Source organism: Nonomuraea rubra (assembly GCF_014207985.1).
In the GTDB taxonomy this organism is placed as follows: Bacteria; Actinomycetota; Actinomycetes; order Streptosporangiales; family Streptosporangiaceae; genus Nonomuraea; species Nonomuraea rubra.
On sequence record NZ_JACHMI010000001.1, the window covers coordinates 4,805,581 to 4,831,282 of the forward strand.

General features: G+C 74.0%; 20 protein-coding genes. 11 read left to right on the plus strand and 9 right to left on the minus strand.

Features of this window, described 5'->3' with window-relative positions; genetic code table 11:
• Positions 1-8: 8 nt before the first annotated feature.
• From HD593_RS21925 to HD593_RS21955, 7 genes are all read right to left on the minus strand, one after another.
• Entirely contained in the window at positions 9-1,895 is a 1,887-nt protein-coding gene (locus HD593_RS21925) for a glycoside hydrolase family 9 protein (RefSeq protein ID WP_185104001.1), read from the minus strand.
• Positions 1,892-2,860 (minus strand): N-acetylglucosamine kinase, encoded by a 969-nt coding sequence (locus HD593_RS21930; RefSeq protein WP_185104002.1) that lies wholly within the window; start codon positions 2,858-2,860, stop codon positions 1,892-1,894. The genes HD593_RS21925 and HD593_RS21930 overlap by 4 nt, the downstream gene beginning before the upstream one ends.
• Positions 2,857-4,119, minus strand: coding sequence for a 6-phospho-beta-glucosidase (locus HD593_RS21935; protein ID WP_185104003.1), 1,263 nt, complete (start codon positions 4,117-4,119; stop codon positions 2,857-2,859). Before HD593_RS21935 ends, HD593_RS21930 begins: the two co-directional genes overlap by 4 nt.
• Positions 4,116-4,943, minus strand: coding sequence for a carbohydrate ABC transporter permease (locus HD593_RS21940; RefSeq protein WP_312903608.1), 828 nt, complete (start codon positions 4,941-4,943; stop codon positions 4,116-4,118). Before HD593_RS21940 ends, HD593_RS21935 begins: the two co-directional genes overlap by 4 nt.
• Positions 4,940-5,881 carry a carbohydrate ABC transporter permease gene (locus HD593_RS21945; protein ID WP_246546674.1) on the minus strand — a complete coding sequence of 314 codons (942 nt, stop codon included), beginning with the start codon at positions 5,879-5,881 and terminating at the stop codon, positions 4,940-4,942. Before HD593_RS21945 ends, HD593_RS21940 begins: the two co-directional genes overlap by 4 nt.
• Complete coding sequence (locus HD593_RS21950) at positions 5,881-7,236, minus strand: ABC transporter substrate-binding protein (RefSeq protein ID WP_312903610.1); 1,356 nt, start codon at positions 7,234-7,236, stop codon at positions 5,881-5,883. Before HD593_RS21950 ends, HD593_RS21945 begins: the two co-directional genes overlap by 1 nt.
• Positions 7,237-7,469: 233 nt before the next feature.
• Positions 7,470-7,955 carry an SDR family NAD(P)-dependent oxidoreductase gene (locus HD593_RS21955; protein ID WP_185104004.1) on the minus strand — a complete coding sequence of 162 codons (486 nt, stop codon included), beginning with the start codon at positions 7,953-7,955 and terminating at the stop codon, positions 7,470-7,472.
• A 173-nt stretch (positions 7,956-8,128) separates the two neighbouring features.
• Between HD593_RS21955 and HD593_RS21960 the strand changes: the two genes are divergently transcribed.
• From HD593_RS21960 to HD593_RS21980, 5 genes are all read left to right on the plus strand, one after another.
• Positions 8,129-10,978, plus strand: a complete 2,850-nt coding sequence (locus tag HD593_RS21960; protein WP_185104005.1) for a helix-turn-helix transcriptional regulator — start codon at positions 8,129-8,131, stop codon at positions 10,976-10,978.
• 108 nt (positions 10,979-11,086) lie between these two features.
• Positions 11,087-12,616 (plus strand): MFS transporter, encoded by a 1,530-nt coding sequence (locus tag HD593_RS21965; RefSeq protein ID WP_185104006.1) that lies wholly within the window; start codon positions 11,087-11,089, stop codon positions 12,614-12,616.
• Between the two features lie 16 nt (positions 12,617-12,632).
• Complete coding sequence (locus tag HD593_RS21970) at positions 12,633-13,064, plus strand: GNAT family N-acetyltransferase (protein WP_185104007.1); 432 nt, start codon at positions 12,633-12,635, stop codon at positions 13,062-13,064.
• A gap of 75 nt (positions 13,065-13,139) precedes the next feature.
• Complete coding sequence (locus HD593_RS21975) at positions 13,140-14,564, plus strand: serine hydrolase domain-containing protein (RefSeq protein ID WP_185104008.1); 1,425 nt, start codon at positions 13,140-13,142, stop codon at positions 14,562-14,564.
• A gap of 40 nt (positions 14,565-14,604) precedes the next feature.
• On the plus strand, positions 14,605-15,324 hold the full coding sequence (locus HD593_RS21980) for a MerR family transcriptional regulator (RefSeq protein ID WP_185104009.1): 720 nt from the start codon (positions 14,605-14,607) through the stop codon (positions 15,322-15,324).
• Between the two features lie 46 nt (positions 15,325-15,370).
• On the opposite strand, the gene HD593_RS21985 is transcribed toward HD593_RS21980, so the two are convergent.
• Together HD593_RS21985 and HD593_RS21990 are read right to left on the minus strand one after the other, a co-directional pair.
• The gene (locus HD593_RS21985) at positions 15,371-16,795 is read right to left on the minus strand and encodes a serine hydrolase domain-containing protein (protein WP_185104010.1); all 1,425 of its coding nucleotides are present in this window, start codon (positions 16,793-16,795) and stop codon (positions 15,371-15,373) included.
• 88 nt (positions 16,796-16,883) lie between these two features.
• Positions 16,884-17,759 (minus strand): MFS transporter, encoded by an 876-nt coding sequence (locus HD593_RS21990; protein ID WP_185104011.1) that lies wholly within the window; start codon positions 17,757-17,759, stop codon positions 16,884-16,886.
• An 86-nt stretch (positions 17,760-17,845) separates the two neighbouring features.
• Between HD593_RS21990 and HD593_RS21995 the strand changes: the two genes are divergently transcribed.
• The 6 genes from HD593_RS21995 (at position 17,846) to HD593_RS22020 (ending at position 25,674) form a co-directional block, all read left to right on the plus strand.
• Positions 17,846-18,280: a hypothetical protein gene (locus HD593_RS21995; protein ID WP_185104012.1), complete on the plus strand. Its 435-nt coding sequence runs from the start codon at positions 17,846-17,848 to the stop codon at positions 18,278-18,280.
• Positions 18,281-18,396: 116 nt separating this feature from the next.
• Positions 18,397-19,278: a lantibiotic dehydratase C-terminal domain-containing protein gene (locus tag HD593_RS22000; protein WP_185104013.1), complete on the plus strand. Its 882-nt coding sequence runs from the start codon at positions 18,397-18,399 to the stop codon at positions 19,276-19,278.
• Entirely contained in the window at positions 19,275-20,369 is a 1,095-nt protein-coding gene (locus HD593_RS22005) for a thiopeptide maturation pyridine synthase (RefSeq protein ID WP_185104014.1), read from the plus strand. The genes HD593_RS22000 and HD593_RS22005 overlap by 4 nt, the downstream gene beginning before the upstream one ends.
• Positions 20,366-21,721, plus strand: coding sequence for a SagB family peptide dehydrogenase (locus HD593_RS22010; RefSeq protein WP_185104015.1), 1,356 nt, complete (start codon positions 20,366-20,368; stop codon positions 21,719-21,721). Before HD593_RS22005 ends, HD593_RS22010 begins: the two co-directional genes overlap by 4 nt.
• Positions 21,718-23,682 carry a hypothetical protein gene (locus tag HD593_RS22015; RefSeq protein WP_185104016.1) on the plus strand — a complete coding sequence of 655 codons (1,965 nt, stop codon included), beginning with the start codon at positions 21,718-21,720 and terminating at the stop codon, positions 23,680-23,682. The genes HD593_RS22010 and HD593_RS22015 overlap by 4 nt, the downstream gene beginning before the upstream one ends.
• A gap of 18 nt (positions 23,683-23,700) precedes the next feature.
• Positions 23,701-25,674: a TOMM precursor leader peptide-binding protein gene (locus HD593_RS22020; protein WP_185104017.1), complete on the plus strand. Its 1,974-nt coding sequence runs from the start codon at positions 23,701-23,703 to the stop codon at positions 25,672-25,674.
• The last annotated feature ends 28 nt before the right edge of the window (positions 25,675-25,702 follow it).

Below are 25,702 nucleotides of genomic sequence, written 5' to 3' on the forward strand. Positions count from 1 at the left end.
CAGGGACGTCACGTCAGCATGAGAGCGTACAGGGCGATCGCCGCGAAGTCGTCGGCCGGCTCGGAGGCCTGCCAGGAGCGTACGTCGTCGACGAAGCGGCTGCCGTGCCCGGTGAACTCGGCGTAGCGGTCCACCCCGCCGGCCGGGCAGGGCGGCATCTCCTCGAAGTGCCCGCCCAGGCCGCCCTCGAACAGCCCGGCGCTGTTGGGCCCGTTGACGACCGCGCCCGTAGCGGGCTTGCCGGTGATGTTGGCGATCTGGTGGTGGGGGCAGGCGATCGAGTTCTCGCCCGCTCCGGCGACGAAGGACACGCCCCACGGGTTCGCGCCGAGCGCCCAGTTGCGCTGCTGCGTGCCGAAGGCGTCGTAGGCGCGGTCGCCGGTCGCCGACCTGTACAGGCGGGCGGTGGCGGCCAGGCCGAAAGCGTGCGGGACCGAGTCGAACGTGTCGTACAGCGCTCCGGCGCGGAACGGGTCCCCGGCGGCGCGGCGCGCACCGGCGTCGAGCTGCGCCTTCAGCCCGGCCACCAGGTCGGCCTCGGTCACGGCCAGCCCGCCTGCCCCACCGGTCGCCCCGGTCACGCCCTTCGTCCCGGTCGTCCCGGCCGCGTCGGCCGCGCCGGTCGCGCCCGTGGCACCGCCCCCGGCGGCCCGCATGGCCTTGAGGAGGTCGGCGTGGGCCAGGGCGCTCACGTCGTACAGGTTGAGCGTGTCGCCCTGATCCTCGTCGAGATAGCCACGCGCCCAGCGGGCCGAGTCCGCCAGCCACCGCCCGGCGCGCGGGTCGCGCAGGCGCTGCGCGGCCAGGGCCAGCTCGGCGGCGCCGAGCTGCATGTCGTCGCGCCAGACGCTCTCGGGGTAGAACGCGTGCGGCAGGGAGGTGACCAGCCGCTCCACGCCGGTGGTCCTGGCCATCGCGTAGACGGAGGCGGCCTGGTCGAGCAGGTGGGCGGCGCGACGGGGGGACGGTTCGAGCTGCGCGGCCAGGGCGAAGGCGGCGGCGGTGCGCCCGGCCAGGTTCGGGCTGATGGGCTGACCGGGGGCCGCGGCGCGGAAGACCGGCCGGTTGCGGATGAACTGGTGGCCTTCGGCGTCGTCGCCGTCGTCGGCCTCGGGCAGGCGCCAGATGTCGTGGTCCCCGACGAACGTGCCCTCGGCGTTGCCGGCGCCGATGCCGACCTGGATGTAGAGCGTCTTCGACTCCTCATCCCACATCTTGTCCAGATATTTCAGCCCATGGGCTGCTTCGTCGCGCAGGGCGTGGCCGGAAGCCTTGCCGTCCCGCTGGGCGGCCCACAGGAGCGTGTCCACGTACGCCAGGATGTGGGTGAACTTGAGGTAGTCGCCCGCGTCGAACCACCCGCCCTCGACGTCCACCGGACCCCCGACCCTCTTCAGCTCGCCCTTGATCTGGTCGGTGTCGGGGCCGGTGAACTCCGGCCAGTCGTAGACGGAGGCGGCCCGGTCGTTGAGGTGGCTCGGCGTGCGGGGCGCGCCGGCGCCGTCGCGCTGCAGGCCGAAGAAGCGCAGCACCCCGGCCGCCGGATTCCGCGACGGCCCGATCTCGAACTCGGCCGACGTCGCCCCCGCGGCCTTGATCCGGTAGCTGCCGGGAGTGCGCAGCCGGGTCAGGTCGAGGTCGTAGACGTGCGGGTAGCGGCTGTTCCACGAGCCCCGGTCGGGCCCCGCCCGCCCCGCGAGCACCACCCGGCCGCGGCGGTCCACCACGGTGAAGCGCCCCGCCCGGCCGCTGGTCATCAGGTAGGCGTGCTTACTCTCCTCCGGCCCGAAACCGACCTGGTCCACCCGGATGTGCCCGGGCGCGGCGGCCTGGGCGGGGGTGGTCACGCCCGCCAGCAGCGCCAGCGCGAGCGTCGCGGGGATCAGCCTTCTCATCCGCTCCTCCTGAAGTGATCACGAACTCTGGTTCGCGCGGACCCGTCCGCGCCGAGCAGGTCCAGCCCGGCCAGGGCGGCGCCCGCGACAGGCGGCAGGGCGCTGACCACGACCCGCGCGAGCGGCGCGCTCGCCCCGATCGCGGCCTCGATCAGGCCGTGCAGGTACGGGTCCCGCGCGGCCAGCACGCTGCCCCCGAGCACGACCTCGGCGGGCGTGTCCAGCAGGCCGAGCCGCTCCAGGCACACCCGGGCCATCACGGCCACCTCCTCCGCCTGCCGGGCCACCAGCTCCCTGGCCACGGCGTCGCCGCCGGCCGCGACCTCGAACAGCCCGGGCACCAGCTCGTGCAGCCGGGCCGGGTCCAGCTCGCCGAAGTGCAGAGCGTGCACGACCTCCGCGACGCTCGCCGTGCCGAACCGCGTGACGACCAGCTCGGCCAGCGCCGTGGCCGGGCCGCGCCCGTCCTCCATGCGGGCGGCGTGCCAGAGCGTCCAGGTGGCCAGGTCCTCGCCGCCGCCCCAGTCGCCGCTCCACCTGCCGACCGCGGGGAAGCGGGCCACCTCGCCGGACGGCGAGACCCCGGCGGCGTTCATGCCCGCCCCGCACACCACGACGACGCCCCACGGCTCGGACGCGCCCGCGCGCAGCACCGCGAAGGTGTCGTTGGCCACCGACACCGCGCCCGCGCACCCGCGCCCTTCGAACTCCGCGCGCAGCGCCTCCTCCTCGGCGGGGAAGTCGGCTCCGGCCAGGTAGGCGGCCAGCACGTCGGCGTACGGCGCGGCCATGCCGTCGCGCAGCGCCCTGGCCCCATGCTCCACCACGTCGGCCGCGGCGGCCACCCCGGCGCTCTGCGGCACGAAGGGCCCGGCCCGCCCCGTGGCGAGCACGGTGCCGTCCTCGCCCACCAGCGCGAGGTCGGTCTTGCTGTTGCCGCCGTCCACCGCCAGGATCGTCCTCACCGCGTTCCCGCCCAGGGCAGGTGCGCACGGTTGGTCTCGACCAGCAGCGAGGTCAGCTCGCCCGCCAGGTGCTCCTGCCCGACGAGCGGGTGGGCGAGCAGCGCGTCGGCGACCCGTTCGCGCCCGCCGCGCAGCGCGGCCTCGACGGCCAGCGTCTCGTACGCCGACACGTGCGCGATCAGCCCCGCGTAGAGCGGCTCGACGGGGGCGACGGGCAGCGGCTCGGCCCCGGAGGCCGTGATCCTGGCCGGGACCTCGACGACCGCCTCGGCCGGCAGGAACGGCAGGACACCGCCGTTGCGCACGTTGACCACCTGGGTGTCGCCCCGGTCGCCGAGCAGCGAGGCGATGAGCGCCACCGCCGCCTCGGAGTAGAACGCGCCTCCCCGCTGCTCCAGCAGGTCCGGCTTGACCGTCACGCCGGGATCGGCGTACATGGCGAGCAGCCGCTTCTCCAGGTCCGCCACCTGCGCCGCGCGGGACGGCTCCGTCCGCTGCTCCTCCACCACCAGGTCGTGGGCGTAGAAGTAGCGCAGGTAGTACGACGGCACGGCGCCGAGCCGGTTGATCAGCCCGACCGGCAGGTGCAGGTCGCCGGCGATCTCCTGGGCGTGCTCGGCGAGCAGGCGGGGCAGCACGTCCACGCCGTCCAGGTGGACCGACCGCACCCAGGTGAGGTGGTTGAGGCCGGCGTGACCGAGCGACACCCGCGACGGCTCGACGCCCAGCATGGCCGCGAAGCGGCGCTGGAAGCCGATCGCCACGTTGCACAGCCCGATCGCGCGGTGCCCGGCGTCGAGCAGCGCCCGGGTGACGATGCCGACCGGGTTGGTGAAGTCGACGATCCACGCCTCCGGCGCGTGCTCGGCGATCACCTCGGCGAGGTCCAGCACCACCGGCACCGTGCGCAGTGCCTTGGCCAGGCCGCCCGCGCCGGTCGTCTCCTGGCCGACGCAGCCGCAGCGCAGCGGCAGCGTCTCGTCCACCTCGCGGGCCGCCTGCCCGCCCACCCGGAGCTGCAGCAGCACGACCGCCGCCCCGGCGACCCCCTCCCGCAGGTCGCCGGTCGCCGTCACGGTGGCCGGGTGCCCGGCCGCGCGCAACATCCTGCGGGCCATGCCCGCGACCGGCTCCAGCCGCTCCGCGGCCGGATCCACCAGGACCAGCTCGGTCAGCGGCAGCTCCTCCCGCAACCGGGCGAACCCGTCCACCAGCTCAGGCGTGTACGTCGAGCCGCCCCCGACCACGGCGAGTTTCAACCCTTCACTCCCGTCAATGTCACGCCCTCGATGAAAACCCGCTGGGCGAAGAGGAAAACGATGATCACCGGGGCGGTCACCAGGAGGGTGGCGGCCATGGTGAGGTTCCACTGCACGCTGTGGAAGGCCTTGAAGGTGGCCAGGCCCAGCGACAGGGTCCAGCCCTCCTGGTCGACCCCGGCGTACAGCAGCGGCCCGTAGTAGTCGTTCCAGCAGTAGAAGAACGAGAACAGCGCCACCGCCGCGATCGCGGGGCGGGCCATCGGCAGGATGACGGAGAACAGGATCTGCACGTCCGAGCAGCCGTCCACCTTGGCCGCGTCGGTGTAGTCGCGCGGGATCGTGATGAGGAACTGCCGCAGCAGGAAGATCGAAAAGGCGTCGCCGAAGAGCATCGGCAGGATCAGCGGCCACAGCGAGTCCGTCAGGTCCAGCCGCGCCCACACCAGGTAGATCGGCACCGCCACGACCTGGGGCGGCAGCATCATCGTGGCGATCACGACGAGGAACGCCGTCTTGCGCCCCCGGAAGCGGAACCGCGCCAGCGCGTAGGCCGCCGGGATGGAGGACACCAGCATGAACAGCGTCGCCAGCGAGGCGTAGACGAACGTGTTGACCGTCCAGGTGAGCAGCTCCGAGCGGGCGAAGACGTCGGCGAAGTTGGCCCAGTTCCACCGCTCGGGCCACAACCGGCTGGTGAGCGCCTGCTCGTCGGTCATGAGCGCGGTCAGCGCCACGAACGCGACCGGTGCCAGGAACATCAGCGCGAGCGCGATGGCCAGCGCGTGCCGGGCGACCCACATCAGGCCCCGCCTGCGCCTCACGACGCCACCTCCGCCTTGCTGAACTGGCGGAGCAGGATCAGCGTGAACGCCATCGCGACCGCGAACAGCAGCAGCGCGTGCACGCAGGCCAGCCCCATCGACCAGTCCCTGAACCCGGTGTGGAACAGGTGCTGGGGCAGGGTGAGCAGCGAGCCGTCCGGATAGCCGGGAGTGAACGTGCTGCCGGCCGAGTCGGTCGCGCCGGAGGCCACCCGGGAGGCGATCATCGCCTGCGTGAAGTACTGCACGGCGTAGATCACTCCGGTGACCGCCGAGAACATCAGCACGGGGGAGATCATCGGCAGCGTGATGCTGCGGAACTGCCGCCAGGCGCCCGCCCCGTCGATCTCGGCGGCCTCGTACAGGTGCCTGGGCACGTCCAGCAGCGCCGCCAGGAAGATCATGATGAGATTGCCCGCGCCCCACAGGGCGAGCAGCGTCAGGCTGGGCTTGGCCCAGGCGGCGCTGCCGAACCAGTCGGGGCCGGTGATGCCGAACCACGCCAGCACCTGGTTGACGGGGCCGGTCGCCGGGTTGAGCAGGTACACGAAGGCGACCGTGCCCGCCACCGTCGGCACCAGCGACGGCAGGTAGAAGATCGTCCGCAGGAGGCCGCCGCCGCTCTTCACCTTGGCCAGCAGCTGCGCCACGCCCAGCGCGAACAGGACCTGGGCCGGGACCATGAACACCACCAGCCAGAGGGTGTTCAGCGCCGACTGCAGCACGCGGACGTCCGAGAAGGCGTAGCGGTAGTTGTCCAGGCCGATGAACTCCAGCGTGAACAGGTCGTAGCGGTGGAAGGAGAAGTACACCGTGGACAGCAGCGGGTAGACGAAGAAGACCGCGACGCCGATGATCCACGGCGACAGCCACAGGAGGGCGCGTACGCCCTCGCCGCGCCACCGCCGGGGCGGCGCGGCGTGGGTGGAGACCATCATCAGCCCCCGGAGAGCTTCAGCTTGTCGTTGATCCGCTTGTCCACCTCGGCCAGCCCGGCGTCGAGGTCCTTGACCGCGCCCTTCTCCCACTGGGTGAGGAAGGTGGAGAAGGCGTCCTGGTTGAAGACGCTGTTGACGCTGGCGGGCAGCGTCGAGGTCTTGGGATGGGCGAAGATGTCGAGGAAGGTGGCGAAGTTGTCGTCCCTGGCCAGGCGCGGGTGCTCCATGGCGGCCTTGGTGGTGGGCACGTTGCGCAGCGCGTTCGACAGCGTCACCAGCGACTCGGTGTCGGTGGTCAGGTGCTTGACCAGCTCCCAGGCGTGCTGCGGGTGCGCGGCGCCCTTCGGCACGCCGATCACGGTGCCGGCGGTGAAGCCGCTGCCGTACAGGTCGGGCTTGTCGTCGGCGACGGGCAGCGGGGCGGTGCCGTAGTCCAGGTCCTTGGCGTCGGGGTCGTTCGCGATCATGGCGTTGCGCCACTCGCCGTCGAGGATCATGGCGACCTTGCCCTCGAAGAACGGGTGCTCGGCGCCCCACTCCTCGCCCAGGCTCTTGCGGAACTTCTCCAGGTTGTCGTAGCCGTACCAGTCGACCAGGTCCTTCTGCCAGCGCAGGAGCTGCTTCCACGCGGGGTCGGAGCCGATGGCCGAGGTGCCGTCGTCGTTGTACCACTTCGCGCCGACCACGGGCCCGAGGTGGCTGGGGGAGTTCTCGTAGTACTGGAAGCTCGGGATGAACCCGGCGACCTTGATCGTCCCGTCGGCGTCGCGGACGGTGAGCTTCTTGGTCAGCTCGGTCAGCTCCGACAGCGTCTTCGGCGGTTGCTCGCCCTTCATCAGCGCCTTGTTGTAGTACAGCCCGTACGCGTCCGCGAGCAGCGGCATCGTGCACCGCTTGCCCTCGAACTCGGTGTACGCGCGGGACGCGGCCGGCAGCACGCCCAGGTCGATGCCGTCCTGCCGGATGACCGGGGTCAGATCCTGGAAGGCGCCGCTCTTGCACCACTGGGCGACGTTGTCGGTGGTGAACGAGGCCGCCACGTCGGGCGCCTTGCCGCCCCGGATCGCCTGGGTGATCTGGTCGTCCTGGATGCCCTTCTTCAGGGTGACCTTGATCTGCGGGAACTTCTTCGTGAAGCCCGCGACGGCCTCCTCGAACGCCTTCGTCTCGACGTCCGTGGAGAAGCCGTGCCACAGCTCCAGCGTGGCGGCGGGCAGCGCGGCGGCGGCCGGTCCGGTGCCGCTCGCGGTGGGTCTGGGCTGGGCGCCGAGCGACGGCGGCGCCTCCTTGCCCGCTGTGCAGGCGGTCAGCGACAGGGCCAGCAACCCGGCCGCCGCTAGGGGGGCGAAGCGCACGAGGATCTCCTATGAGCTGGGGTGACGCCAGCGTTAGTAAAGCTTCCTAACTTGATAGGGACGGTAGGTGCGCGGACCGGTACGGTCAAGGCTCGAAATCAACTCGTGATCCCGCTTCCCGGCCGGGAGATGGCAGGACTCTTAACTAAGCCCTCGAATGCTGTTTACGGTAGGGGGGTACCGTATATTGGGGTTCCGGGAGGAGGGCAGATGTCAGATCTCGTCCGGCGCGCTCAGCGAGCCGATCCGGCTGGGCCGGTGCACAGTGACACGACGGCGGCGGCGAGCTCTTCCGGGCCGCCGTACAGTGCCGCGGAGACGGTGTCGATCCGCACACCGGAGCCGGCGTGCGTGCGGGCCGGTTCGGCGGCGGCCAGGTTGACGATGTGGCCGCCGCCGGTCAGCCGCATCGCGGCGAGCTGGTACGTCATCGCCACCGCCAGCGCCCGCCCGCGAACCTCGTTGACGGCCAGGTCCAGCCGGCCGAACGCGCCGAGCGTCTGCTCGACGAGCCGCCGGACCGAGGCCGGGTCGGTGACGTCCACGGCGGCGGCGACGGCCTGGCCTCCCGCCGAGACGAGGCCCGCGGCCAGCGCCGTCAGTTTGGGGCCGGGGCGGGCGGCGAGGACCACGCCGGCGCCGGCCCGGCTCAGCGCGAACGACACGGCGGCGCCTTCCTCGCCACCGGTCCCGACGACGATGGCGGTACGCCCGCTCAACGCTCCTCGCGTCACGATGGTCTCGTCCCTGTCCACGCGGCAGTCCGATGCCCGACGCTAGGGGAGCCGCCGCCGCGGCCGCATCAGTGAAGTCGCCGGTCCGGGGAGACCGCGACCCCGCCCGTGCCGGCGCAGGTGCCGGCGCAGGTGCGGGCGCTTCCCGTGCCCGGCGTGTGCTCGGCAGGGACGGCGAGATCGCACTGCTGGAGTCGTTGTTACGGCACGCCGCCGAGGGCCGCGGCGGCGGGGTGATCCTGCAGGGCGAGCCGGGGATCGGCAAGACCGCGCTGCTGTCCCACGCCGAGGAACGGGCCGCCGGCTTCCTGGTGCTGCGCGCCGTCAGCGCCGAACCGGAGAGCGACCTGGCCTACGCGACGCTGCACCAGCTCCTGTTCCCCGTGCTGGGCCGGGCCGGCGGGCTGCCCGGGCCGCAGGCGCAGGCGCTGGACGTGCTGTTCGGCCGGGCGCATGGAGCGCCGCCCGATCCGTTCCTGGTCGCCCTGTCGACCCTGTCGGCGCTGTCCCTGCTGGCCGGCGATCAGCCGGTGTTGTGCGTCGTCGACGACGCGCACTGGGCCGACCAGCCGACGCTGAAGACCCTGGCGTTCGTCGCCCGCCGCCTCACCGACGAGCCCGTCGCGCTCGTGCTCGCCGCCCGGGCCGACGAGGGGCACGGCGCGGGCCTGCCCGACCTGCGCCGCGTCCCGCTCATGGGCCTCGACCAGGAGTCCGCCCGAGCGCTGCTCGCCGAGCGTCACGGCGAGCGGCGGCTGACCGGCGGCGAGGAGAGCCGCCTGCTGGCGGTCACCGGCGGGAACCCGCTGGCCCTCGTCGAGCTCGCCGGACAGCCGATACCCCCGGAGGGCACGCCCGAGCCGCCGGCCATGACCGACGAACTGCGGCGCTCCTTCCTGGCCAGGGTGCGGGCACGGCACGCCGGGTCCCTGCCGCTGCTGCAGCTGATCGCCGCCGGCGGCTCGGGCGGCCTCGACGGGTTCGAGCGGGCCGCCGCGTCGCTGCGGGTCGACACCGGCCCCCTCCACCGCGCCGAGCTGGACGACCTTCTGTCGTACGACGGGACGCGGCTGGTGTTCCGGCACCCGCTGATCCGGTCCGCGATCTATCACAGCGCTGCCGCCGACCGGCGCGCCGCGATCCATCGTGCCCTCGCCGCGGCCTTCGACGGCCCGGCCGACCAGCACCGCCGTGCCTGGCACCTCGGGCAGGCCGCGGTCGGCCCCGACGAGCAGGTCGCCGGGCAACTCGAACGTTCCGCCGAGCAGGCCGCCTCGCGCGGCGGCCCGGCCGCGGCCATGGCCGCGCTGGCCAGAGCGGCCGAGCTCACCGCGGACGCCCGGCGCAGGGGACGGCGGCTGTGGACCGCCGCGCACGCCGCCCTGCACGGCGGGTTCACCGCGAAGGCCACCGAACTGCTCGACAGGGCCGAGCGCGAACCCCGCCTGGACGAGGCCGACCGCATCCCCCTCGCCGTGATGCGGGCCGTCGTGGCCGAGTTCGCCGGCTCTCCCGAGGACGCGCTGGCCCTCCTCCGGCCGTGGATCCCGCAGGTGCTCCGCCTCGACCGGCGCCGTTTCGCCCCGACCGTCGCGATGTACGGCGACCTCGGCACCCGCGCCGGGACGCCCGAGGTCTGGCCCGACCTCGCCGCCCGGCTCGACGGGATCCCGCTGGACCCGCACGACCCCCAGGACGCGGTACTCCTCCTCCTGCGCCACGCCGGCCAGGCCCGCACCGGCCAGAAACCGGCGACCGCGCCCCAGGACGGTGCCGCGCCCCAGGACGGTGCCGGGCCCCAGGACGGTGCCGGGCCGCAGGACGGTCCCGGGCCCCAGGGCGGTGCCGCGCCGTGGGACGGGGCCGCGCTGGAGGCGCTCGCCGATCCGATCCTGATGACCATGGCCGGCTCCGTGCTACGCGGGCTCGGCGAGCACGAGCCGGGCAGGCGCCTCTACCGCGAAGCCGGGCGGTTCGCCCGCGCCAGCGGATCGCTCGGCGCGCTGGCCTGGAACCTCGAGTACCAGGCCGCCGACGAGCTCGCCCGCGGCAGGCTCGGGCTCGCCGAGGCCCACGCCGAGGAGGGCTACCAGTTCGCCACCGAGGTCGGCCAGCCGAGCACGGCCTGCCGCAACCGCGGGCTGCTCGCCCTCTGCGCGGCCGTCCGGGGCCGCCCGGAAGCCGCCGAGCTGGCCACCGGCGTGCTGGCCGAGGCGAGCGACCTCCGGCTGGCCGACGCGATGACCTGCGCCTGGCGGGCACTCGGCCTCATCGAGCTGGCCGCCGGCAGGTACCGCGAAGCCGTACGGCACCTCGAGGCGGCCGGCACCTGGGACACCGGCGAGCCCGCCGACCTCGTCATGGGCGTCGTCCCCGACCTCGTCGAGGCGCTGGTCCGCGCCGGCGAGCACGACCGGGCCGCCGCGGCCACGGCCCGCTACGAACGGTGGCGGCGGCACACGGCCTCACCCGAGGCGGCCGCCCTCGCGGCCCGCTGCCGGGCGCTGCTGTCCACCGGCGAGAGCGCCGACGGGCACTTCGCGCGGAGCCTGCGCCTGCACGCCACGGCCGGCTCCACGCTGGAGCACGCCCGTACCAGGCTGCTGCTCGGCGAGCAGCTACGCAGGGACCGGCGGCGATCGCAGGCCCAGGAACACCTGCGCGGCGCGGCCGGGACGTTCCGCCGCATCGGCGCGCTCGCCTGGGAGGACCGCGTGCTGGGCGAGCTGCGCGCGGCCGGGGAGCGCGGGCGCGTCCCGCGTGGGGACGGGCCGTCCGGCGAGCGATCGGCCCGCCCCCACGAGACGGGCGCCCTAAGCCCGCTCACCCCGCAGGAGCTGCGCATCACGCTGGCCGTCGGCGAGGGGCTGACCAACCGGGAGATCGCCGCCCAGCTCTTCCTCAGCCCGCGGACCGTGGACTACCACCTGCGCAAGGTCTTCCAGAAGACCGCCGTCACCTCGCGCGCCGAGCTCATGCGGCTGGTCCTCGCCGAACGCCCGGCCTGACCCGCCCCTGCCCGGACCGGCGAGTTCACTGATTCGGCGACCGCCACGGCCTTCCTAACGTTGGCGCCGTCTGCACACCGGATCAGAACCCACCGGAGGAACATTCTCATGTCGTCCGCGGACCTCGACGACGGCCGGCGCGCCGGCCCCCGGCAGTGGGCGGGCCTGGTGGTGCTGGTCCTGCCCGCCATGTTGCTGTTCATGATGCTCACCATCCTGTTCCTGGCCATCCCCCAGCTGGCCACGGAGCTGCGGCCCACCAGCACCCAGACCCTCTGGATCATCGACATCTACGGGTTCCTGATGGCGGGCCTGCTGGTCACCATGGGCACGCTCGGCGACAGGATCGGCCATCGCCGGCTGCTGATCGCGGGCGCGGCCGTCTTCGCCGTCGTCTCGCTGATCGCCGCCAACACCTCCGACCCCGCACTGATGATCGGGTGGCGGGCGGTGCTCGGCCTCGCCGCGGCCACCCAGATGCCCGCCACCCTCGGGCTGATCTTCGCCACGTTCGCCGACCCGCGGCAGCGGGGCATCGCGGTCGGCATCTGGTCGGGCGGCATCTCCGTCGGCACCGGCCTGGGCCCGGTGATCGGCGGGGCGCTGCTGGAGGCGTTCTCCTGGCGCGCGGCCTTCCTGGTCGCGGTGCCCGTCATGGCCGTCGTGGCGATCGGCGCCCCGCTGCTGCTGCCCAACCCCCGCAACCCGGTCGCCGGCCGCCTCGACCTGTTCAGCGTGCTGCTGTCGCTGGCGACGCTGCTGCCGATCGTCTACGGCGTCAAGGAGCTGGCCAGGCCGGACTCGCTGCTGCCCGCGCTGGCCGGCATCGTGGTCGGGCTGGCGTTCGGCGCCTGGTTCCTCGTGCGCCAGCTTCGCCTGCCCGAGCCGCTGCTCGACGTGCGGCTGTTCGCCAACCGCGCGGTCAGCGGCGCGCTGGGCGTCTTCCTGCTCTCCGCGACCGCACTCGGCGGCATCTACCTGCTGTTCACCCAGTACCTGCAGCTCGTCGAGGGGCTCTCGCCGCTGCGGGCGGGGTTGTGGGTGCTGCCGGGGGCGGCCCTGCTGGTGGTGGTCTCCACGCTCTCACCCGTCCTGGTACGGCGGATCCGCCCCGGGAACCTGATCGCGGCCGGGCTGGCCGTACAGGTGATCGGTTACCTCATGCTCACCCAGGTGCACGTGGCCGGCGGGCTGCCGCTGCTGGTCGCGGGCTTCATGGTGCTCTATCCCGCGGTGGCGCCGTCCATGGCGCTGACCACCAACCTGGTCGTCGGCTCGGTACCGCCGGAGAAGGCGGGGGCGGCGTCCGGGCTGGCCACCACCTGCAGCGACCTGGGCATCTCGCTCGGCATCGCCGTCATCGGCAGCATCGGCGCCGTCGTCTACCGGGCCCAGGTGGCCACCTCCCTGCCCGCCGGCCTGCCGCCGGAGGCGGCCGCGGCCGGCCGCGACAGCCTCGACGGGGCCGTGTCGGCGGCACGGGGGCTGCCGGACGACGTCGCCGCGGCGGTGCTCGCCCCCGCTCGCGAGGCCTTCGCCGGCGGGCTCAACGTGGCGGCCGTCGTCGCCGCGGTCATCGCGGCCGCCGCCGCGATCCTGGCGCTCCGCCGGCTCCGTCACCTTCCGCCCACCGGCTGACCAGAGGAGATCCGTCATGCTGTCGATCCGTCGCGCGACGCCCGCCGACGCGGCCACCGTCCACCGCCTGATGTGCGAGCTCGCCGGGCATCAGGGCCAGCGGTCCGCTGTCGGCGTGAGCGCCGAGCGCATGCGCGAGCTGCTCGCGCGCCCCGAGATCACCTACCTGATCGCGGAGAGCGGCGGGCGGGCGGTCGGTTACGTGTCCTGGTTCGTCCGGGTCAGCCTGTGGTCGGGCGGGGACTACCTCGCGCTGGACGACCTCTTCGTCGCCGATGGGGAACGCGGCCGGCGGGTGGGGGAGCAGTTGATGCGCGCGGCCGCCGAGGCCGCGGACGGCAGGGTGATCCGCTGGGAGGTCGCCGCGGCCAACGTGGCGGCCCAGCGGTTCTACCGGCGCATCGGAGCCGAGCTGGTTCCCAAGGTGATCTGCCGGTGGCAGGTGTAGCCCGGCGAGGGGCGAGACCGATTTTCCGGCGCGGGCTTGACCTTGCCCTAGGGGCAAGGTTCGACGATCGTCCGCATGAACACCAACAAGCTGCACACCGCCGAAGCCCGGATCCGCGAGCAGGCCGCCGCCTACTGCGCCGCCAACCACGTCCCCGGGTTCGTCGCCGGCGTCCACCACGCCGGCGAGCAGTTCGTCGTCGCCCACGGCACCGCGAACGTCACCACCGGCGCGCCGATGCTCGAAGACACCGGCTTCCTGCTCGGCTCCGTCACCAAGGTCCTGACCACCACGCTGGTCCTGCAGCAGGTCGACCGGGGGGTGCTGGACCTGGACACGCCGGTGGTGACGTACCTGCCGGAATTCGCGCTGAACGTGCCGGGCGCGGCGGACAAGATCCTCGTCCGGCACCTGATCTCCCACACCAACGGCATCGACGCGGACCTGTACTTCCCCGACGCCAAGGGCCGCGACGCGCTCAAGACGTACGTCGCCGGCCTGGCGAGCGGGTGCGGCACCCTGTTCGAGCCCGGCGAGCAGCTCAGCTACTCCAACGGCGGCATGATCGTTGCCGGCCGCCTGCTGGAGGTGGTGACCGGCCTGCCCTTCTCCGAGCTGCTCGCCCGCGACATCTACACCCCCGTCGGCATGAAGGACTCCAGCACCTCGGCCGAGCAGGCCATCCTGCGCAGCACGGCGATCGGCCACTTCCCGGACCCGGAGACCATGGAGGCCAGGCCCACCGGCATGTTCACGCTGCCCGACACGTGGGGCCCGGCCGGCGGCACGCCGATCGGCACCGTCGCCGACCTGCTCGCGTTCGGGCGTACCCATCTCGCGGGCGGCGTGTCCCCCTCCGGCACGCGCGTCCTGTCGGCCGGGTCGGCCGCGCTGATGCAGCAGGTCTCGTACGACCTGCGCTCGCCGAACACCCCGCCGATGGGCCTGGGCTGGGTGCGGTACCCGTTCGGCGACACGACCGTCCTGGCCATGTCCGGCGCGTCGCCCGGCGGGGTGTCGATCCTGTGCGTCATCCCCGAGCACGACCTGGTCCTCGCCTGCTTCGGCAACACCCCCGGGGCGATCCTGCTGCAGGACCAGCTGCTCCAGTGGCTGCTCAGCGAGCACCTCGGCGTCCCGATCCCCACGCTGATCACGGAGACGGAGCAGGACGTCGACCTCGCCCCGTACGCGGGCACCTACCGCTCCGGCCAGCTCCGCATCGACGTCAGCGTCGTGGACGGCCAGCTGGAGGAGCGGGCCGCGTACGAGCCGGCGGACGCCTCGCAGGAGCGGATCTTCACGGAGTTCGCCGGCGGCACGACCGCCGCCCCGCCGCAGCGCTACGTGCCGATCCGGCCCGGCCTGTTCGCGCCCGCCGGGTACCCGCTGGAGGCGTTCGACGGATACCTGCGCCTGCTGCTCGTCTCCTACCACGACGTGCGCGACGGCCAGGCGCGCTTCCGCAACGGCGGCGGCCGCATGACCCGGCGGGCCTGATGCGGCGGGGCTGACCCGTTCGAGTGGGAGGATGTCCGGCATGTTCACGATTGGCCGGCTCGCGGACTACGCCGGGGTGACCACCAAGGCCATCCGCCACTACCACGAGCGCGGGCTGCTCGCCGAGCCCGGCCGCGACTCCTCCGGTTACCGGCGCTACACCGCCCAGCACGCGATCGACCTGGTCAAGATCAGGACCCTGGCCCACGCGGGCGTGCCCCTGACCCGCATCAAGGACCTGCTCGACGCCGACCCGGACACGCTCACGGCGGCCATCGCCGAGATCGACCACGACCTCGAGGACCGCATCGCGCGGCTGCGGCGAACCCGCGAGCAACTCGCCGAGCTGCGCGGCGGCGACCGGCTCTTCGTCTCCCCCGAAGTGGCCGACTTCCTCGACGACCTGCGCCGGCTCGGCGTGAGCGAACGTCAGCGGAACCTGGAACGCGACGGCTGGATCCTGATGCAGACCGCCTCACCCCAGGACGCCTCCGTGTGGATCGCCGAGAAGCGCGAGCTGCTGAACGACCCCGAGTTCCGCGCGCTCTACCTCGACCACGACGCCGCCTACGACTGGCCGCCGGACGACCCTCGCCTCCCGGCCCTCGCGGACCGCACCCGGAGCTGGTACGTCCGGCACGAGAGCCGCTCCGAGACCCGGCCCGTCAGCAACGAGGCCGTCGCCAGGCTGGCCGAGCAGTCCCAGCCCGGCGCCTCCTCCCCGGCCTGGGACCGCCTGGCCCGGCTCATGGCAGGCTAGCCAGGGCCAGGCTCGCCTCCGGCAGGCGCCCCCAGCGTCGGCCCGGCTACGCCACGTCGGGCCGGGTCATCAGTGGCGACCGCAGGTGCAACGCCAGGCTGGGCCCGGTCAGCGGCACGGTGTGCCAGGTCGCCACCGCCGTACCGGCGCCGGCGTCGACCACCAGCCGGACCCGGTGCGGGGTGGTGATGACGTACAGGTCGGCGACGAACGTGTCGCCCTGCCAGGCGCCGGTCGCGACGACGGGGCGGCCGAGCGGTGCGCTCTCCCGCCATTCGCCATGACCGGCCTCGATGTCGAGCGACGGCCCCAGCTGCAGGAGCCACCCACCGTCCACGGGATCGACGATCACCGTGGTTCCGCCGGGCAGCGGCGAGCCCTCGGCGGAGACGTCCAGCCTGGCCTTGACGGAACGCTCCGGCGCGGCAGAACCCGGCACCGGCGCGAGCGACAGCCCGCGCAGCCGCTCGGCGAGCAGTTCGTCGTCCCGGGGGCTCGCCACGTCGTCCAGGCCGGGGAGCAGGCAGTCCCACAACGCGCCGAGCCAGGACTGCTCCATGGCGCCCGTCGCCGCGACCACGAGGTCGTGCGAAGGCACGACCACGCAGGTCTGGCCGAAGGCGCCATGACCGTGGTACCCGTGACGCGACCTCCAGAACTGGTAACCGTAACCGCAGAGGAAGTCGGCGTCCGCCGACCCGTCCTCGAGCTGCAGGGTTTCGATGTGCCGGCTGGTCGCCAGCTCCACCCAGGAGCGCGGGACGAGCTGCCGCTCGCCCCAGCGGCCGCCGCGCAGCAGCAGCTCGCCGAAGGCGGCGACGGCCTCGGTCGTGAGGTGCAGCCCGTGGAATCCGAACGCGGCGCCGCTCGCCACCCGGTCCCATTCGGCGTGATCGATGCCCATCGGCAGGAACAGGCGGTCGTCGAGCAGTTCCGGCAGGCCGCGGCCGGTGACCCGTTCCACCATCCGGGCCAGGACGAACGTGGTCGCGTTGTCGTAGGCGTGCCGGGTCCCCTCGGCCTCGGGGAACGGTACGCGCAGGAAACCTTTCACCAGGTCGCCCGGCTCCAGCCGCCAGGCCTCGGCGAGGCTGTCGTCGCGGTGCCCGGCCGTCATGGACAGCAGGTGGTGAACGGTGAGGCGGCGCCCCTGCTCCGGGACGCCGGCCGGGACGTGATCGGGCAGCACGTCCACCACCCGATCGTCCAGCGACAGCAGCCCGTCGGCGATCGCGAGCCCTACGGCGATCGAGGTGAACGACTTGGTCAGCGAGTACAGCAGGTGCGGGCGCCCGGCCGAGTACGGCGCCCACCAGCCTTCGGCGACGACGTGACCACGGTGTACGACCATGAGGGAGTGACACTCGACGGACTCCGCTTCGAGCCGGTCCAGCAGCGCGGAGATGGCGCGGGACGACATCCCCGAGGCGGCCGGTGTCGACCGCGGCAGTAAGGCGCCCTGAGAAGACATCCAGGCACCCTAACAAGGCCGCCCCGGGAAGGTCATCCGGGTTTTCCCGCCCGGCCGACGCGGCCAGGCCGGGCCCGCCGGTCGCCCGTCAGCAGGCTGAACGCGGAGACCCCGTCCCCAGCAGCACCATGACCACGGGGACCACCAGCGCGGACCGGTAGGCGTCCAGCACCGCCCCCGGCGAGCCGTCGCCGCCCGCCACGGCGAACCCGTACACCGCGGTGACCGCGGAGATCCCGACCGCCGAGCCGAACTGAGTGAACGTGTACAGCAGGCCGCCGGCCAGGCCCTGCTCCTCCTCGGCCACGCTGTTGGTGGCCGCGATGGTGAGCGGGCCGTAGGCCAGGGCGAAGGCGGTACCCGAGATGATCAGCGTCGGGAACATCGCCGCGTACGGCCAGTCCATCCCGACCGGCAGGAACAGCGCGTAGGCCACGACCGCCAGCAGGAAGCCGCCGAAGATCACCCGGGCGTGGCCGTACCGGTTCACCAGCCGGGGCGTGAGGACGGGGGCCAGCACGGCGTCGCAGCCCATGGCGATCAGGGCGATCGCGGTCTGCAGCGAGGACCAGCCGCGCAGCTCCTGGAGGTACAGCGTGACGATGAACTGGAAGCCGAAGAACGCGCCCAGGAAGAGCATCGCGCCGACGTGGGCCCGGACCATCGCGGACTCGCGGAAGATCCCCAGCCGGACGAGCGGCGTCCTCGCGCGCCGTTCGATCACGATGAAGACGGCCACCAGCGCCAGCCCGGCGGCGAGCGCGCCGAGGGTCGGCCCGAGATCGTCGCCGCCGTGTTCGAGCCGGACGATGCCGTAGGCGAGCAGCAGCATCGCGGCGGCGGCGCTGCCCGCGCCGGCCAGGTCGTAGCCGCCCTGCGCCGAGGCAGGCCGGGCCTCGGCGGGCACCAGCCTGAGCGCCGCGAGGAGGATGGCGCCGGCCACGAACACGGGGGCGAAGAACACCCAGCGCCAGCTTCCCCCGACGAGCTGGGCTGCGTCGCGGTGCGCCGGGTCTGGCGGGACGGCGAGGGATCGAGCTGACGCTGCCGATGCGGCTGCGTACGGTCCCGCGCGACCGCGGCGCCGTCGGCTTCCGCCTGGGCCCCCTGGTCATGGTGCACGGCATCGGCGAGATCTGGCGTACCGTCCCCGGCCACCGCGGCCCCGCCGAATGGGAGATCAACCCGCGGACCATGTGGAACTGCGGCGTGCTGCTCGCCGACCGGCAGTCCTGGCGGATCGAGCGCCGCCCGGTCTCCGAGGTGCCCTTCACCGCGGACGCCGCCCCCGTCGTGATCCACGCGGCGGGCGCCATCCTGCGCGAGTGGAAGCTCGTGGACGGCTCCGCGGACGTGCCCCCGTCCGGCCCCGCCCCGACCGGCCAGCCGGTGCTGCCGATGCGGCTGGTCCCGTACGGCTCCGCCCGCCTGCGGGTGGCCGAGCTGCCGGTGATCGCCGTGGCGGAGGACTCGGCCGGCTGGTAAGGGGCTCACCAGGCGCGTATACGGGACGTGTTCCGGCGTTATACCGGCGCTCGCTACGTTCCCCGATCATCCAGGCCACGGTGGCAGGGACGGATCAGGGAGCGGGTGGTGCGCGAGTGACCGGCACGCGGCCGTGGATCAGCGTCCACGTCTTCTACGACGGCGACCTCGATCTCGTCATCACGGACCTGCTGGCCACGGTGCAGGACCGGCTCGACGCCGCCGCCGCCGGTGCGGGCCTGTTCTTCCTGCGGTACTGGGAAGGCGGCCCGCACCTGCGGATCCGTGCCCTGCCCGCCCCGGGGCGCGCGGACGACGTACGGCGGATCCTGTCCGTCGCCACCGGGGACTTCCTGTGCCGCCTCCCCGCGCCCACCCGGGCAACGCAGGCGGACTACGACCGGTACGCGCCCGCGATGGCGGCGCTGGAGGAGCTGCCGTCGTACGAACGCGATCTCCGGCCCAACAACTCCTTCGCGTTCATCCCGTACCGGCCGGAGACCGGCACGTACGGGACGGGCGCCTCCCTGCACGCCACCGAGGACCACTTCGTCCGCTGCAGCGGAGCGGTACGGCGGCTACTGGCGACGCAGCCCTCCCGCGACCGGCGCACCACGGCCGCGTTCGCCACGCTCGCCCTGAACCGGTGGATCGCCACCGGCCGGCCGGAGCCGGGAACGCCGTCGTGGCCGCCCGGCGGAGAGGCCGAGGCCCGGTACGAACGCCGCCGGAGCACCCTGCTCGCCATCGCGGAACGGACGCGCGCGCTGGCCGAGAACCCGCCGGAGGAGCCGTCCGGCTTCGCCGGCGCCCTCGCGGCCTCCGCCACCACCCTGGCCGGCCGGATCGGGGAGCCCGGCGCCGTGCGGGACGTCCTCGGCAGGTGCGCCCACCTGACCTGCAACCGCCTCGGCGTGAGCCTGACCGAGGAATCCTGGCTTCGAGACCTGGCCGACCGGACCTTCGCCGAGCTCGCCAGGGACGAGGCGGCCGCATGACCACGGCCGGCTGGCACAGCGTGCACATCCACCACTACGGCGACGCGACCGACCGCCTGCTGATGGAGGCCGTCCGCCCGCTCATGACCGAGCTGGCGGCCCGCGGTCACCGCTGCTGGTTCGCTCGGCACTGGCGCCAGGGCCCGCACGTGCGGCTGCACGTCGAAGCCACCGGCACCGCCTTCAGGACGGACGTGCTCCCGGCGGTCGGGGCGCGGATCGGCCCGTACCTGGCCGGGCTGCCCGCCACAGCGGCCGACCCGGACGGGGTTCTGCCGCTCCACCGCCGGCTGGCCGAGGCCGAGTCGGAGCCCGGCCCGCTGACTCCCTGGTACGACGACAACTCCTGGCACGTGGAGGCGTACGACACCCGGGTGGCGGTCCACGGCACACCCGAGGCCGCCGCGCTGTACGCGGACTTCATGTGCGCCGCGAACGATCACGCCTTCGCCGTACTCGGCCGGGCGGTCCAGGGGCAGGGCGTGCTCGCGGCGGTGTTCGACGCCATGGTCGTCGTGGCCGACGAGTTCCACTCGGACGGGATCGAGGCGGGCTACCTCAGCTACCGGTCGCACGCCGACGCCTACCTCGCCCGGCACGCCGGCGGCGCCGCGCGGCAGCGCGCGTGGGAGGCGCACTTCCAGGACAGGGCCGGCGTGCTCGGGGCCCGTCTGGACGCCCTGCTCGACCCCGGCTCGGGGGCCGTGGACGACGCGACCGAGAGCCTGGTCGCCGCCCTGCTGGCGAGCCGGGCACACGGGCTCGACCTGCGCGGGCGCGGGCTGCTCCCGCTGGGAGAAGGCGCGGACGACCTGGCCCTGGTGCGCGACGCCTACCGGGACCTGAGCCCGTTCCACCGGGCCCTGGCCGAGAACGAGCGGTGGCTCGGCGAGGTGCTCCCGTCCACCTGGTTCGCGCTCTTCCGGCTCGTGCTGAACCTGATGTACCTGCAGTTCACCCGGCTGGGGCTGACCCCACTCCAGCGTTACTTCCTCTGCTACCTGGTCGCCGCGGCGGTGGAACGGCGTACCGGCAGGCAGGCCACCGACGTCCTGGGCGACTTCGCCGCGGCGGGCGGAGGTGCCGGGTGACCGCGGGCGAGACCCTGAGGCTCCGCGCGGGGGTCGCGATCGGACGCGAGCGCAACGGGGTCCACTTGGTGGGTTACCCCGACACGACCCCGATCGACGGTGGTGACCTCGCCGTCGTCCGGGCGCTCGCCGCCGGGGAGCATCGGGCCGAGGAGTTCCCCGCGCAAGCCCGTGCGCTCCTGTCGCGGCTGCGCCAGGACGGCTGGCTCGCGGTCACCGTCCACGACGGCGGCACGCTCGTCCACACCCTGGAGCCCCGGCGCCGTCCACCCGCGGACGCGCCCGCGGACGTGCCGCCCACCGCGCGGCTGTCACGTTTCACCACCATCGCGGCGGTGCCCGGCGGCGGGCTGCGTGCCACGTCACCCCGCGCCTGGGCCTCCATCACGGTCCACGCCCCGGGCGCGCTGGCCGCGCTCGCCGATCCCGGCACCGCCGGGCCGCTCCCGGGCATCGGCGCACAGGCGGCGACCCTGCTCCGGCGCGACCTGCTCTGGTCCGGTCTCGCCGTGACCGGGGATGAGGACGAGGAGTTCCGCGTCCGGCAGTGGTCCGCGGTCGACCTGGCGTTCCACTGGAGCAGCCGGGGCATCGACGGCGGGAGCGGGGTGGCCGGCGGGTTCGGCGCCACGTACTGGGGCCGGGAACACGCGGCCGCGCCGGCTCCCCGGCCACCGGCCGCCGGGCCCGCCACGGATCTGCCGCACCCCGACCGCGAACGGGTCCTGGCCACGGACCCGAGCCTGACCGAGGTGCTGGAGGCGCGCAGGTCCGTACGCGACCACGACGCGGGCAGGCCGATCACGATCGTGCAACTCGCCGAGTTCCTCCACCGCTGCGCCAGGACCGCCGACCGCCCCACCCCGTACGGCGACCGGCCGCGCCGCGCCTACCCGGGCGGTGGCGGCGTCCACGAGCTCGAACTGTACGTGGTGGCCCACCAGGTGGCCGGGCTGGAGCCAGGAACCTACCACTACGACGGGTACGGCCACCGCCTGGAGCTGGTGGGCAGGCAGCCCGGCGCCGAGGCGATCCTGCTGGACGCGGCGCGGGCGATGTCCGGCGCCGGGGCGCGGCCGCAGGTGCTGGTGCTGGTGACCGCGCGCTTCGAACAGCTCATGTGGGTGTACGAGGGCCTGGCGTACGCGCTGATCCTCAAGAACCTCGGTGTCCTGACCCAGACCATGTACCTCGTCGCCACCGCCATGGGGCTCGGCGGCTGCGCCCTGGGGAGCAGCGCGCCCCGCGCCTTCCAGCGCATCACCGGAGCCGATCCCCTCAGCGAGGACGTGGTCGGGGAGTTCATGCTCGGCACCGTCGCCGCGGAGCACCCGACGGAAGGAGACGCATGAAGCTGCGCCTGGTCGACCACACGTACCTGGCCCCGATCAGGAACGGGGTGCACCTCGTCACCCCGGCCGGGCCGGTCACCCTCACCGGGGCGTCCATCGCCCGATGGGTCGAGGCCCTCGCCCCGCACCTGGACGGACGGTCGAGCCTCGACGAGATCACGGCGGGCCTGCCGCCCGCGCACGCGGACCTGGCCAGGTCGATCCTGACGCAGTTGCGCGACGCGGGCGTCGTCCGCGAGATCGCCGCCGAGCCCGCGCCCTCCTGCGGCGACGACGAACAGGACGGCGGCTTCGCGGCGGAGGTCGCCTTCATCGAGAGTCACCGCGACGGGGCGCGGGCCGCGTTCGCGCGGTTCCGTGACCTCAGCGTCGCCGTCGCGAACGACGGCCTGGCGGCTGATCCGCTGCCGGAGGCGATCGCCGCCTCGCTCCGCGCCTCCGGGGCCGCGCAGGTCCGGGTGTGCGACGCGGACGGGCTCGGCGAGGAGGACCTGTGGAGCCTGGACGTCCTCCTCCTGACCTCGGCCCTCGACCGTGCCGCTGAGAGGGCGCGGTTCGCGGACCGGGCCGCCCGCGACGGGCTCGCCGTCGGCCACGTCCTGCGGGACGGGACGGACGTCTGGTACGTCCCCGTGCGGGTGGCCAAGGACGACGCCCTCGTCACGGTACGGCCGGAGTCGCTGCGCGCACGCCTGAGGAGAGCACCACGCGCCCCCGAGGCGATCACCGGCGTGCACGTGGAGGTGGCCGCCGCGCAGGTGGGACGCGCGGTGTTCCGATGGGCTACCGGCACCGCGGACCCGCGGCACACCAGCAGGCCGGCGCGGCTCGGGCCGGACCTGATCACCTCCAGGCACCACTGCCTGCCGCACCCGTACGAGCTGCCGGCGGCGGCGCCCGCCCCGGACGCGGTGCTGACCCGGGTGGACCACCTGCGGTCCCGGCCCGCCGAGGACGCGCAGGAGTTCTCCGACGCGGCGGTCAGGGCCGCCGACGAGCTGTTCGGCCCGTTCCGGTTCCTCCCCGACGACTCCGCCGCGCAGAGCCCGCTGCACGTGTCCGAGGCCGAGGTCAGTGTGCTCGCACCCAGGCCGGGTGCGAGCGTGCGCGCGGTGGGTTTCGCCTACGCGGACACCCGGATCGAGGCGGCCCGCCGGGCGCTGGCCCGCTACGCCGCGCTGACGGTGGACCCGCGGCGCCTGGTCGACTCCGGCGGCGCCGCGCTGGCCGCCGCGGACGCCGAGCCCGCGGCCCTGTACGCGGCCCTGCACACGGCCCTGTACGCGGCGGGGGCCGCCGGCGCCCCGGGCGGGTTCGCCATCGCCTACGACCTGGCGGCCGGGGCCCCCGTACGCCTGGCCGCGGCACGCGCCTTCCCCCGGCTGGCCGGGCAGCGGGCCGCCGCCGGCGAGGGCTTCGGCGCCACCTGGGACGAGGCCGTGGCGAGAGGGCTCTGCACCCACTGGACGCGTGACGCGAACCTCATCGACGACCCCGCGGGCCGCCTCGTCACGGCCGATCCGGCCGGCCTGGACGCGGTGGGACGGCGCTGCTTCACCCTGCTCGCCGAGCTCGGCGAACTGCCCGAGGTCCACGACCACGGCGGCCGGTTCGGGGTCACCAGCCTGTCGTTCCACCGTGGCGGGACAGAGGTGGCCAGGGCCGCGGGAACCGCGTCCTCGGCCTGGACGCGGGGACTCCTCGAAACACTCTTCAGCGTCCAGCAACGCATCCACGCGGGACGGCCCCGCCCATCGGCGGCCGCGCACCCCGCACGAGCCACCACGATGCGGCTCGATCCGGGCCACGTCATCGACCCGGACGGGGTGGCGGCGGCCCTGGCCGCCACCGGCCGCCGCGCCGTCGTCCTCCCCCTCGACCACGACCCCGCCGTGGCGGCGATCGCCCCGCTCAGCCTGAGGGTGGCGATCGCCGGCCCTCACGACCTCTGTCAGGCCTGAACCCAGAAAGAAGGCAGGATGTCCGAGCACGCCGCGACTGTGCCGGCGACCGCGCTGGCGACTGGGCCGGCGACCGTGCTGGCGGCAGGGCGTATCGCCGATGCCGTGGCGGACCGGCTCGGAGTGCGGCCCGTCCAGCTCCCCGGGGAAGACCTCCCCGCCGCGCCGACCGTCGCCGCCATGGACGGCTGGTCCGAGGCCGTCACCGCCGAGCTGCGGGCCAGGCTCACCGGCCCCGTGCTCCCGGCCCGCACCGAGCCGGACACGATCGTCATCGGCCCCTGGGAGACACCGGGAGAACCGGGCTGCGCCCTGTGCGCCGCCCGCCGGCAGACCTGGGCCGCCCCGAGGTACGAACGCGGCGAGGCCGTCCGCGAACGCCACGCCGAGCAGCTCGCCGCGCCCTCACCGCTGCTGACCGCGGACGCCGTCCGCCTGGCGGCGGCCCTGATAGCCGACGACGTCCGCTCCTTCGCCGGCGGCGGGCGGCCACGGACCCGCTCGACGGTCCTCACCGTGGATCTTCACGACCTGTCGGTCACCCCCCACAGGGTCCTGCCGGACCCCCTCTGCGAGGTCTGCGCCCCGCGCGTGACCGACGAGCCCCCGGCCGTACTGGGGACACCCCGGCCGGTGCCGGCCCATGCCGAGGGAGCGGCACGCGGGCGCGACCTCGCCGCGGAGCTGGACGCGCTGACCGAGACCTACGTCGGCGAGCGCACCGGCGTGGTGTGGCTGCTGCACGACCGCAGCTCCGGCGGGGCGATCCTCAGCTCGGCGGAGGTGTCGCACCGCTGGGGCCGGGGGTCCGGCGGTTACGGCCGCGCCCCGCAGCGCCGCGTCAGCCGGACGATCGCGCTGCTCGAGGCGCTGGAACGGTTCTCCGCGGCTCCCGGGCGGCTGCACAGCCCGGAGGTGGGGTCGTACCACGACCTCGCCGGCCGCGCCCTGGATCCGCGCACCCTCGGCCTGCACCCGCCGGAGGCGTACGACGAGCCCGGCTTCGGGTACGACCCGTTCGACCCGGATCGTGACTACCGCTGGGTGTGGGGCTGGTCGTTCCTGCGCGGCGAGCCGATCCTGGTGCCCGAGACCCTCGCCTACTACGGCGCCCACGCCCTCGACCGGGACAACCGCCCCTTCGTCTACGAGATCTCGAACGGGTGCGCGCTCGGCTCCAGCCTGGAGGAGGCGGTCCTCTACGGCATGCTGGAGATCGCCGAACGCGACGGGTTCCTGCTGACGTGGCACGCCCGGCTGCCCGTACCGGAGATCGACCAGGCGACCCTCGACGAGCGCAACGCCCTCCACCTCGCGGCCCTGCGCGCGGAGACCGGGTACGACCTCCGCCTCTTCGACATCACGGCCGAGCACGGCATCCCCGCGGTGTGGGCCCTGGCCACGGCCGCCCCGGGCGCGGACCTGCCCGCGGCGTTCTGCACCGCCGGCTCCCACCTGTCCGGGCGCCGGGCGGTCACGAACGCGGTGGCCGAGCTGGGCGACATGCTCACCAACGGCATCCAGTCCTTCGCGAGCCCCGAGGTGCGGGCCCGGGCGGCGGCCATGGCCGAGGACTCCTCCGCCGTCGTGGACATGGAGGACCATCCGCTCCTCTACACCGACCCGCGCGCCGCGGAACGGCTGGACTTCCTCACCGCGAGCACGGCCGGCCGTCCCGCCTCCGAGGTCGGCGCCCGCACGGACGAGTTCGCGGCCGGCGACCTGGGGGAGCTCATGCGCTCGGTCGCCCGCCGGTACACCGGCTCCGGGCTGGACGTCGTGGTCGTCGACCAGACGCCGGACGAGCTGCGCGCCATGGACCTGCACGCGGTGAAGGTGCTGATCCCCGGCACGCTGCCGATGACCTTCGGCCACCGCCACCGGCGGATCAGCGGGCTGCCCCGGCTGCTGGAGGTGCCCCACCGGCTCGGCTACACCCGGCGCCCCCTCACCGACGACGAGCTCAACACGGAACCGCACCCCTTCCCCTGAGGCCGTTCCCCACTACCGAGAGAAGGAC

Coding starts and splice junctions, on each gene's coding strand:
- HD593_RS22015 (WP_185104016.1), top strand. CDS start 21,718: ATGAAGCTGCGCCTGGTCGACCACACGTACCTGGCCCCGATCAGGAAC.
- HD593_RS22005 (WP_185104014.1), top strand. CDS start 19,275: ATGACCACGGCCGGCTGGCACAGCGTGCACATCCACCACTACGGCGAC.
- HD593_RS21945 (WP_246546674.1), bottom strand. CDS start 5,881: ATGATGGTCTCCACCCACGCCGCGCCGCCCCGGCGGTGGCGCGGCGAG.
- HD593_RS21985 (WP_185104010.1), bottom strand. CDS start 16,795: ATGTCTTCTCAGGGCGCCTTACTGCCGCGGTCGACACCGGCCGCCTCG.
- HD593_RS22020 (WP_185104017.1), top strand. CDS start 23,701: ATGTCCGAGCACGCCGCGACTGTGCCGGCGACCGCGCTGGCGACTGGG.
- HD593_RS21970 (WP_185104007.1), top strand. CDS start 12,633: ATGCTGTCGATCCGTCGCGCGACGCCCGCCGACGCGGCCACCGTCCAC.
- HD593_RS21975 (WP_185104008.1), top strand. CDS start 13,140: ATGAACACCAACAAGCTGCACACCGCCGAAGCCCGGATCCGCGAGCAG.
- HD593_RS21980 (WP_185104009.1), top strand. CDS start 14,605: ATGTTCACGATTGGCCGGCTCGCGGACTACGCCGGGGTGACCACCAAG.
- HD593_RS21925 (WP_185104001.1), bottom strand. CDS start 1,895: ATGAGAAGGCTGATCCCCGCGACGCTCGCGCTGGCGCTGCTGGCGGGC.
- HD593_RS21995 (WP_185104012.1), top strand. CDS start 17,846: ATGCGGCTGCGTACGGTCCCGCGCGACCGCGGCGCCGTCGGCTTCCGC.
- HD593_RS21965 (WP_185104006.1), top strand. CDS start 11,087: ATGTCGTCCGCGGACCTCGACGACGGCCGGCGCGCCGGCCCCCGGCAG.